The sequence below is a fragment of the Actinoallomurus acaciae genome (assembly GCF_042429965.1).
Lineage (GTDB): Bacteria > Actinomycetota > Actinomycetes > Streptosporangiales > Streptosporangiaceae > Actinoallomurus > Actinoallomurus acaciae.
This window is the reverse complement of the sequence record NZ_JBHLZP010000310.1, coordinates 1-9817: the sequence shown is the minus strand read 5'-3', so window position 1 is coordinate 9817 and position 9817 is coordinate 1. Positions and strand designations below refer to the sequence as shown.

Sequence of the window (9817 nt, the reverse complement as noted above, 5' to 3'; positions counted from 1 at the left end):
GGGTCGTGCGGGACGGGGTCGTGCGGGACGGGGTCGTGCGGGACGGGGTCGTGCGGGACGGGGTCGTGCGGGACGGTCCCCGCCCGCCCGGGGGGCTTCAGCCCACTTCCATTGTCAAGCGCCGCGATCCCCTGGCGAAAGACCAGAACGTCGGCTGTGGATAACAACCCGCGCGGGCAGGGGCTGTGGAGCACGTGCGGCTCTGTCCGCGCGGGCCGCTTACCGCCGCCTCACCCGCATGGGCCGCCGGAAGCCTCACCCCGGTGGGCCGCCGCCTCATCCGTGCGGGCCGCCGAGCGTCTCACCTGCGCAGGCCTCCGGGCGTCTCACCAGCGCGGGCCGCCGAGCGTCTCATCCGCACAGGCCTCCGGGCGCCTCATCCGCACAGGCCTCCGGGCGCCTCACCTGTGCAGGCTGCCGAGCGTCTCACCAGCGCGGGCCTCCGGGCGCCTCACCAGCACAGGTCGCCGGGCGGCTCGCCTTCACGTGCAGGGGCGGTGCGGTGTTCGGTGGGTTTCGAAGATGTGGGGTCTGGCCGGGACCGGCCGGATTGTGGGTAACTAGATCGCTGGCAGATTCGTTGGGTTGATCGATGAGACGTTTCGTACGCAGACATCTGGCGCTCCGGGGAGTTCCGGCCGTGGTCGTGGCCATCGCGGTGGCGGCGACCGGCACCGTCGCGAGCGGCGCGGCGTACGTCATGACCTCCGAGCCGAAAAACGAGCGGGTCACGCCCGGACGCGTGCCCGCCACGGCGGCGCGTCCTCCCACCACCGTCGTGCCCGCCTCCGAGCAGCCCTCCGCGCTCAAGCACGTCGTCCCGCCGGACTTCCTCGTCATCTCGGGGCAGCCCGTGAGCAAGCGGCAACTGGTCAAGGTGTCCAAGCTCGCACACGTCCGTGACGTCATCACCGTCGACGCCGGTGCCGTCCGGCTGCAGGGCGGGCAGGCCAACATGTTCGCCGTCGACCCCGTCCGCTTCCGCGCCTGGACACCGCTCGACACCGCCACCGACGACGCGCTGTGGACCGCGCTCGGCCGCGACCAGTTCGTCGTCTCCGACGACGTGCAGCAGCAACTCGGCCTCCGCTCCGGCATGCAGTACGCGATCCAGGGCCGCACCCAGCTCATGACGACGATGGGCGGGGCCGGCTCGCTCGGCCTGCCCGGCATCAACGTTCTCGTCGGACGTACGACCGGGCGCAGGATCGGCCTGGTCCCCGACATCGGGCTCCTCGTCAACGCGCCCGGCGCCGACCTCAACACTCTGCAGTCCGGGCTGCGCCGTACGGTCGGCGCGCAGAGCCAGATCATCAACCTGCACGAGAAGCAGTACCAGCCGAAGGCGAGCAAGACGGCGCCACACGGCCGCCCGGCGAGCTACCTGCAGCTGTACCAGCAGGCCGCGGGCACCTGCCCGGGCCTGTCGTGGACCGTCCTGGCGGCCATCGGCCAGATCGAGAGCGACCACGGGCGCAACGTCGGGCCCTCCAGCGCCGGAGCGCTCGGGCCCATGCAGTTCATGCCGGCCACCTGGCACACGTACGGAGTGGACGGCGACGGTGACGGCAAGGCCGACATCATGGACCCCTTCGACGCCGTACCAGCGGCCGCCAAGTACCTGTGCGTGAGCGGCGCCGGACGCGGCTCGCTGGCCAAGGCGATCTGGGCCTACAACCACTCGCAGGCGTACGTGAACGCGGTCCTGAACCTCGCCCACGCCTACGCGCGCCGTTTCTCGTGAGCCCCGGAGCGGGCGGGAGCACGCGGCTGGTTTGATGGAGACATGGCCTACGACGCGTTGCTCCTGCTGTCCTTCGGCGGTCCGGAGGCGCCGGACGAGGTGATGCCGTTCCTGGAGAACGTCACGCGTGGCCGTGGCGTGCCGCGCACGCGGCTGAAGGCCGTGGCCGAGCACTACCACCACTTCGACGGCGTCAGCCCGATCAACCAGCAGTGCCGCGATCTGAAGGCCGCGATCGAGGCCGACTTCGCCGATCACGGGCTCGACGTGCCCGTCTACTGGGGCAACCGTAACTGGCGGCCGTTCCTCGCCGACACCGTGCGCGAGATGAAGGCCGACGGCGTACGCCGGGCGGCCGCGTTCGTCACCTCCGCCTACAGCGGCTACTCCTGCTGCCGTCAGTACATCGAGGACATCGAGCGTGCCCGGGCCGAGGTCGAGGGCGCGCCCGAGATCGACAAGCTGCGCATCTACTTCAACCACCCGGGCTTCGTCGAGCCGGTGATCGAGAACGCCCGAGCCGCGTACGCGCGGCTCCCCGAGGACCTGCGCGACGAGGCGTCCCTGGTCTTCACCGCGCACAGCGTCCCGATCGCCCAGCCCGGCCGGGAGGCCTACGTCGAGGAGCTGAACGACGTGGCGGCCCTCGTCGCGGAGTCGGTCGCGGCCGGGCGGCCCTGGGCGCTGGTCTACCAGAGCCGCAGCGGGCCGCCCACCGTGCCCTGGCTCGAACCCGACGTCGGCGACCACCTGGAGAAGCTCCGCGCCGCCGGCGCACGCGCCGCGGTGATCGTGCCCGTCGGCTTCGTCTCCGACCACATGGAGGTCAAGTTCGACCTCGACGTCGAGGCGGCCGAGCTGGCGACGCGGATCGGGCTGCGGATCGAGCGGGCCGCCACCGCCGGCACCCACCCGCGGTTCGTCGCGATGGTCCGCGAGCTCCTCCTCGAACGCGACGGCGCCGAACGCCCGGCGCTGGGCACGCTGGGACCCCGTCCGGACACATGCGCCGAGACCTGCTGCCGCAGGCCGGCGTGAGCACGCGGACGGGCACGTACGACGGGCCATCAGGGAGAAACGTGCACGACCTGCTCGAACTCGCGATCACTACGGCCGGCGCCGCGGGCACCATGCTCATCGACAAGCGCCCGGCCGACCTCCGTGTCGCGCACACCAAGTCGAGTCCGACCGACGTGGTCACCGAGATGGACCAGGCGGCCGAGCGGCTCATCATCGACCGGATCCGCGCCTCGCGTCCGGCCGACGCCTTCCTCGGTGAGGAGAGCGGTGCCGCGGCGGGCGCCAGCGGTGTGCGCTGGATCATCGACCCGATCGACGGCACCGTCAACTACCTCTACGGCCTGCCCGACTGGGCGGTGAGCATCGCGGCCGAGGTCGACGGCGAGGTCGTGGCCGGGGTCGTCGCGGTACCGACGCGCGGCGAGCTCTACACCGCCGCCCGGGGCGAGGGCGCCTACCTCGTCCGCCGCGACGGCTCGACCGAGAAGCTCCAGTGCAACGCGGGCGTGCCGCTGGAGCGCGCCCTCATCGCGACCGGCTTCGGCTACTCCGCCCAGCGCCGTGCCCACCAGGCCGAGGTGCTGCTCGGCGTGCTGCCGCGCGTCCGCGACATCCGGCGCGCCGGCTCTGCGGCCGTCGACCTGTGCTCGGTGGCCGCCGGGCGCGTCGACGGCTACTTCGAGCGCGGACCGCACGAGTGGGACATCGCCGCCGGCGGGCTGATCGTACGGGAGGCCGGCGGCTCCATCGGCGGCCTGAACGGCCGGCCCGCGAGCGTGGAGATGACCATCTCGGCCGGACCGGGCCTGTACGAGGCGCTGCACGACCTGCTTGTTCCGCTGTCACCCGAGCGCGACTGAGGCGGGCCTGCGGAAGGGACTCCACCGCAGCGTGGCCGTACCGGATGAGAAGACGGCCCGGTCAAGGCGCAGGTGCGCTCGTTGGCGTTCCGTAGAGATCAGTGTGGGAGCGACCCCGCAGGGTCGCTCCCACACTGATCGGTCCTTCGACGGTGTCCCTCCGCAGCCGGGCCGCCGTCCGATGATCGTTGGCCGTGACTGTTCCGGCTGTCCTTTGCGGCGCCTCAGGCGCAGCGCGGAACGTCGATGCCGTGGCTCGCAGCGGTACGGCGCAGATCGTCGATCTCGGCGCGCTGGGCCTCGGCCAGGAGATCGTCGCCGGTGTCGTGAGCCGCTTGCAGCGACTCGTACGCGTCGTTCAGACGCTGGTGGATCGTCGTCGACAACTCGCCCACACGGTCTCCCTTCAAAAAAGAGGTGAAGTGCGGTCTACCCACGTCATGGTCGCCGCTAAACCTGCGAATACCCTGGACTTGCTTATCGGACACTTACGCCGGGTGTGACATAACAGATACCGCCGGTCCAGCGCGGGGCTGTCCAAGGGGGTGGATACAGGTGAGGGTTCTGGTCGTCGAGGACGAACGCGTGCTCGCGGACACCATCGCCACCGGGCTGAGGCGAGAGGCGATGGCCGTGGACGTCGCGTACGACGGCGCCGCCGCGCTGGAGCGGACCAGTGTCAACGACTACGACGTCGTCGTGCTCGACCGCGACCTGCCGCGGGTGCACGGCGACGAGGTGTGCCGGCGCCTCGTGGCCGACGGCACCAGCGCACGCGTGCTCATGCTCACCGCGGCCGGGGAGCTCGACGACAAGGTCGAGGGGCTCACCATCGGCGCCGACGACTACCTGGCGAAGCCGTTCGCGTTCGCCGAGCTGATCGCCCGGATCCGTGCCCTCGGCCGCCGCTCCGCGCCGCCGCTGCCGCCCGTGCTCGAACGCGCCGACGTGCGCCTCGATCCGGCGCGTCGCGCGGTCACCCGCGGCGGGCGGCCGATCGAGCTGACGCCCAAGGAGTTCGCCGTCCTGGAGGTGCTGATGCGCGGGCAGGGCACCGTGATCAGCGCCGAGCACCTGCTGGAGAAGGCCTGGGACGAGAACATCGATCCGTTCACCAATGTCGTACGGGTGACGATGATGACGCTCCGCAAGAAGCTCGGTGACCCGCAGGTCATCGAGACCGTGCCCGGCGCGGGGTACCGCCTTTGAGCCCCTCGCCGAACGCCGTGACCCGCCGGATGACGGTGCGTCTCCGGCTGACACTGCTGTACGGCGGCCTCTTCTTCGCCGCCGGGTTCCTCCTGCTGACCGTCGCGTACGTCCTGGTCACCAACATTCTTGAGGGACTGCCGATCGAGGTCCGCACCAACGACCCGTTCGGCAGCATCTCCCAGCAGGAGGCCCAGGCGATCCGGCAGGGCTTCATCGACAACGCCCAGCACCGGCTCATCACGCAGTCCGCGTTCGCGCTGATCGGCGTCGGGCTGATCGCGCTGGCACTCGGCTGGTTCGTGGCGGACCGGGCGCTCGCGCCGCTGCAGAAGGTCACCGCGACCGCGCGCAAGCTCTCGGAGAGCACCCTGCACGAGCGCATCGCCCTGCAGGGCCCCGAGGACGAGATCAAGGAACTGGCGGACACCTTCGACGCGATGCTGGAGCGCCTCAACGAGGCGTTCGACGCGCAACGCCGTTTCGTCGGCAACGCCTCGCACGAGCTGCGCACACCGCTGGCGATCAACCGCACCCTGCTCGAGGTGGCGCTCACCGACCCGGAGGCCTCCGATGATCTACGCAGCGTGGGCCGTACGCTGCTCGCCAACAACGCGCGGCACGAGCGGCTGATCGAGGGGCTGCTCCTCCTGGCCCGCAGCGAGCGCGAGCTGACCACGCGCACCGCCGTCGACCTGAGCGACGTCGCCACGATGGTGCTGAAGACGTCCGTGCGCGAGGACCGGCCGGACGTCGAGATCATCACCGAGCTCACCTCCGGGCCCACCCTGGGAGACCCGGTCCTGCTCGAGCATCTCGTCTCGAACCTGATCGACAACGCGGTCCGCTACAACGCCGACGACGGCACGGTCGTCGTCCGCACCGGGGTGCTCGACGGCTGGGCCACCTGCCAGGTGGAGAACACCGGCCCGGTCGTACCCGCGTACGAGGTGCAGAACCTCTTCGAGCCGTTCCGCCGCCTCAACACCGACCGGATCGAGTCCTCCAAGGGCGCCGGCCTGGGGCTGTCGATCGTCCGCTCGGTGGCCACCGCGCACGGCGGCACGGTCGTGGCGACGCCGCGCGAGGGCGGCGGCCTGATCATGACCGTACGCCTGCCGAAGGCCTGAGGTGCCCCGTGACCACGTGACGCTCCCCGAGTGGCGCCACGCGGTCACGGGAGTGCAGGTCAGCCGGTGTAGGCGGCGAAGATCTTGGAGAACTCGTACGGCTGCTGCGTGATGTTCGTGCACTGGTAGAGCGCGCCGTTGCAGGCGTTGCGGTCGCGGGTCTCCTCCCAGAACCCCAGCGTGCCGACGTGGTGCTGCGAGGCGAAGGTCACGAGCTGCCGCGCGTCGTTCTGGTCAAAGACGCTGCCGTCGTCGTTCTTGCCGAGCATCGGCGTGACGCCGACCATCGCCCAGATCTGCGCGTCGGACTTCCCGGTGAAGATCGCCTTGAGCTGGTCGTGCGTGGCCTGGGCGGCCTGCGTCGCCGCGTCGCCGTCGTCGGTGCCGCTGCGGTAGTAGTCCATCGCCATGACGTTCACGGCGTCGGGACCGGCTCCGGCGTTCTTGGCCGAGGTCACGATGTTGAGGCCGTCGCTGGTCAGCCCCTCGGGGAGCACCGGGAGGGTGAGAGAGATCTTCAGGTTCGGGTGGGTCTGCTTGAGCCGCGCCAGCGCCTGCGAGCGGCGGGAGATCGACGCGGGGTCGGCCGTGGCGGCGCCCTCGATGTCGAAGTCGGCGTACTTCGCGCTGTACGCGTCCACGACCGCGGCGTACTCGGTGTAGAGCGAGTCGACGCTGGAGCAGGCCTGGGCGAGCTCGATCCCGGACGCGCCGCCGAACGAGATCCGTACATCGCCGCCGGCGGAGCGGAGCGCGGCGATCTCGTCCTTCTGCCAGGCCGTACGCGGATCGTAGGCGTTGAACCAGCTGGCCTTGCAGCCCGCGCCGGTCACGAACCCGAGGGTGAACCCCTTGATCCCGGACGCCTGGGACATCTGGCTGAGGGAGGGCGTGGGCCAGGAGCCCATGTCGACGTAGGGGGAGACGTACGGCCAGTTGGCCGTGGCGGCGGATGCGGAGGACGGGCCGAGGGCGAGGACGGCCGGAACGACGGCGAGACCGGCCAGCAGCCCGGCGACGGGCTTGGCGGCCTGAACCGTCCGGGGCGAACCGGGCTTGGGGAGACGGTCGCTGATTCGGGTGATGGCGGACGAGATGGCGGCGAGCTTGGCGAACAGGCGTCTCACGTCGCACTCCTGGCGGGGAGAGGGTATGGACGGCCCCCGTAAAGCTATTAGTAAGCTTTCCTATTGATTCCTATCGCGCCTTGACCGCGCGAGTCAAGCCGAACCGCGCGAACCGCTTCCGGGACCGGGATCGGGCTCGGGGCCGGAGTCGGAGTCGGGGTCGGGCTTGGGACCGGAGTCGGGGCCGGAGTCGGGATCGGGGTCGGGACCAGAGTCGGGATCGGGACCGGAGCGCGGCGCCCTCCCGACGACGCCGGGGCGAGGGGGTTATCCACAGCCGCTGTGACACCTTCCTGCGCGCGATGTCAGCGCTGGACAATGGAAGTGGGGTGAGCCCCCCGGGCGGGAGGGGTGTGTCCAGGGCGGGAGGGGTGTGTCCAGGGCGGGAGGGGTGTGTCTAAGGCGGGAGGGGTGCGCTCGGGGGAGCGGTCCGGAGACACATCCGTCGGGCGGGACGTGGTCACCGGTGCGCATCTGCTCGCGGTCGCGGTCGTGACCTGCGACGTACCGGCGGCTGCGGCGGCTCTCGGTGTCCCTCACGCCGCTGTACGTCGAGGACGGCCTGCGCCGCCGGGACCGGCCCGCGCGGTATGGGCGTCTCGGCCCGGCCGAAGTCGGCGATCGGCGATCGGCGATCGGCGATCGGCGGTCCAGGTGGGCCGAGGTGCGTGACGGCATCCGGCCGTCAGCACCCCGGGTGGCCGACATCGGGCGACCGGCGCTTGGGCGCCGGCACCAGGCGGCAGGGCCTCGCGGTTCGGTCGCCGGGCCGTGGATATCCGCCCGGTCGGGTCGCCGGGACGGCGGCAGGGCTACATGCGGGTCGTCGTCGGGTGGTCATTTGGGCGCTGTGGTTCGGTCGCCGGGCCTTGGGCGCTGGCACCCAGGCGGCTGGGTCTCGCGGTTCGGTCGCGGGGCTGTGGGCATCCGCCCGGCCGGGTCGCCTGGACGGCGGCGGGGCTACTTGCGGGCCGTCGTCGGCTGGGCGCTGTGGTTGCTGGCCGTCTCCTGCGCGGCCGTCCTCATCACCGCCCTGCTCGATCGCCGAGCTATGGGCATCTGCCCGGTCGGGGCGTCTGGACGGCGGCGGGGCTACTTGCGGGCCGTCGTGGTCAGGTCCGGGTAGCCGATGGAGTCCATGCTCATGCCCACGAAGGCCTTTGTGTTCGCCACCCGGTACTGCGTGTGGGAGTACAGCGGGATCAGCGCCATGTCATCGAGTGCGATCTTCTCCGCGGCCTGGAGTTGCTTCGTCCGCTGTGTGGCGTCGGCCGTGGAACGGGCGGTCTTCATCGCGTTGTCGAAGGCCGTGCTGCTGTAGCGCGCGTAATTGCTGCCGCCCACCGACCCGTCGTCGCGGCGTTGGATCGAGTCGCTCGACAGCAGGGAGCCCAGGAAGTTCTCCGCCGACGGGTAGTCGGCGACCCACGAGAACGGGTACAGGTCCTCGGCCTTGGCGCTCGCCTCGTCCTGGTAGAACTTCGTGATCGCCAGTTTCCGCAGCTTGACCTTCCAGCCCAGCTCCGACTCCAGCTGTTGCTGCACCACCCCGGCGAGCTGGGTGTAGGAGCTGCTGTCGCCCAGCGTCAGCGTCACCGACGAGCCGGGGCCGAGGCCCGCCTGCTGCGCCAGCGTCCTCGCCTTCGCCGGGTCGTGGACGCACGCCGTGCAGCCGTTGGTCAGCGCGCCCGGGATCGCCGGTGGCACCATGGAGTTCGCGACCGGATATATCCCCTGGTAGGCGCTGGCGACGAGAGCCTGACGGTCCAGCGCGTACGACACCGCCTGGCGTGCCTCCTTGGACTTCATCGTGCCCTTGTCGCCGATCGGCAACAGGAACGTCATGCCGCCGATCGCGCCCTTGACCAGTTCGCCGTCGGAAGAGTGGCGGGCGACGGCGGCCGGAATGGACGTCGACTGCAGCTCCGCCCAGTCGTACTGGCCGGCGTCGAAGCCGCTCAGCGCCGCGCTCAGGTCGGAGACGAAGGTGGCGTCGACCTGGTCGAGTCTGGGCTTGGTGAATGCGTACGAGTCGTTCCGCACCAGCGTGAGGCGCGCGTTCGGCGTGTAGGCGCCGATCTTGAAGGGGCCGTTCCCGATCGGCGTCCGGTTGTAGCCGTCGTTGGACGCGTCGCCGGCCGCCGACGGCATCGGGACGAAGACCGGGGCCGCGACCCGCCTCTCGAAGTCGCAGTCCGGCTGGGTCAGCGTCACCTGGAGGGCGTACCCGCTCGCCGAGACGCCCGACATCGTCTGCGCCTTGCCCGACACCACGTCGTCGTAGCCCTGGATGTCGTCCATCAGGTAGCCCTCGCCGCCGGTCTTGTTGAGGGCGGTGCGGTTCCAGCTCCGCGCGAACGCGGCGGCGTCGACGGGCTCGCCGTTGCTGAACGTCGTGCCGGAGCGGATGGTGAACCCCCACTGCTTGCACGTCGGATCGGCGGTGACCTGGGTCGCGAGCGCGCGTTCGACCGAGCCGTCCGGCCTGATCCGGCTCAGTCCGGTGTAGAGGTTCTCCACGACGAAGAAGTCGGCCGTGGTGATGGCGTTGGACGGGTCGATGTACTCCGGCGGCGACAGCGCCATCCGGAACGTTCCGCCCGCCTTCCCGGCCGCCGTCGGGTTGGGGTTCGGCGGGTGACCGCCGCCGCCGGCGAGCTTGACCACCGCGAACGTGCCGGCGACGGCGAGCAGGACGAACGCGGCGGCCGCGCCGGCCAGCACGCC

8 protein-coding genes are annotated in these 9817 nt (G+C 70.9%); 5 read left to right on the top strand and 3 right to left on the bottom strand.

Annotated features, from left to right (window positions below; all coding sequences use genetic code 11):
• Nucleotides 1-592 precede the first annotated feature (592 nt).
• The 3 genes from ACFFNX_RS31840 to ACFFNX_RS31830 are packed head-to-tail and all read left to right on the top strand — an operon-like array spanning nt 593 to nt 3624.
• Nucleotides 593-1744, top strand: coding sequence for a lytic transglycosylase domain-containing protein (locus ACFFNX_RS31840; protein WP_378209573.1), 1152 nt, complete (start codon nt 593-595; stop codon nt 1742-1744).
• A 42-nt stretch (nt 1745-1786) separates the two neighbouring features.
• Nucleotides 1787-2782, top strand: coding sequence for a ferrochelatase (locus ACFFNX_RS31835; protein ID WP_378209572.1), 996 nt, complete (start codon nt 1787-1789; stop codon nt 2780-2782).
• Entirely contained in the window at nt 2749-3624 is an 876-nt protein-coding gene (locus ACFFNX_RS31830) for an inositol monophosphatase family protein (protein WP_378209571.1), read from the top strand. The genes ACFFNX_RS31835 and ACFFNX_RS31830 overlap by 34 nt, the downstream gene beginning before the upstream one ends.
• A gap of 224 nt (nt 3625-3848) precedes the next feature.
• On the opposite strand, the gene ACFFNX_RS31825 is transcribed toward ACFFNX_RS31830, so the two are convergent.
• Entirely contained in the window at nt 3849-4019 is a 171-nt protein-coding gene (locus ACFFNX_RS31825) for a hypothetical protein (protein WP_378209570.1), read from the bottom strand.
• A gap of 160 nt (nt 4020-4179) precedes the next feature.
• On the opposite strand from ACFFNX_RS31825, the gene ACFFNX_RS31820 reads away from it, so the two are divergent.
• Nucleotides 4180-4833 (top strand): response regulator transcription factor, encoded by a 654-nt coding sequence (locus ACFFNX_RS31820; protein ID WP_378209569.1) that lies wholly within the window; start codon nt 4180-4182, stop codon nt 4831-4833.
• 29 nt (nt 4834-4862) lie between these two features.
• Entirely contained in the window at nt 4863-5963 is a 1101-nt protein-coding gene (locus tag ACFFNX_RS31815; protein WP_378209568.1) for a sensor histidine kinase, read from the top strand.
• Nucleotides 5964-6022: 59 nt separating this feature from the next.
• On the opposite strand, the gene ACFFNX_RS31810 is transcribed toward ACFFNX_RS31815, so the two are convergent.
• Nucleotides 6023-7090, bottom strand: coding sequence for a chitinase (locus ACFFNX_RS31810; protein WP_378209567.1), 1068 nt, complete (start codon nt 7088-7090; stop codon nt 6023-6025).
• A gap of 1092 nt (nt 7091-8182) precedes the next feature.
• On the bottom strand, nt 8183-9817 hold a 1635-nt coding region (locus ACFFNX_RS31805; protein ID WP_378209566.1), incomplete at its 5' end, for a peptide ABC transporter substrate-binding protein.

Excerpts from the sequence above, each read along its gene's own strand:
- ACFFNX_RS31840 (WP_378209573.1), top strand. The coding sequence starts at position 593 with ATGAGACGTTTCGTACGCAGACATCTGGCGCTCCGGGGAGTTCCGGCC.
- ACFFNX_RS31835 (WP_378209572.1), top strand. The coding sequence starts at position 1,787 with ATGGCCTACGACGCGTTGCTCCTGCTGTCCTTCGGCGGTCCGGAGGCG.
- ACFFNX_RS31830 (WP_378209571.1), top strand. The coding sequence starts at position 2,749 with ATGCGCCGAGACCTGCTGCCGCAGGCCGGCGTGAGCACGCGGACGGGC.
- ACFFNX_RS31815 (WP_378209568.1), top strand. The coding sequence starts at position 4,863 with ATGACGGTGCGTCTCCGGCTGACACTGCTGTACGGCGGCCTCTTCTTC.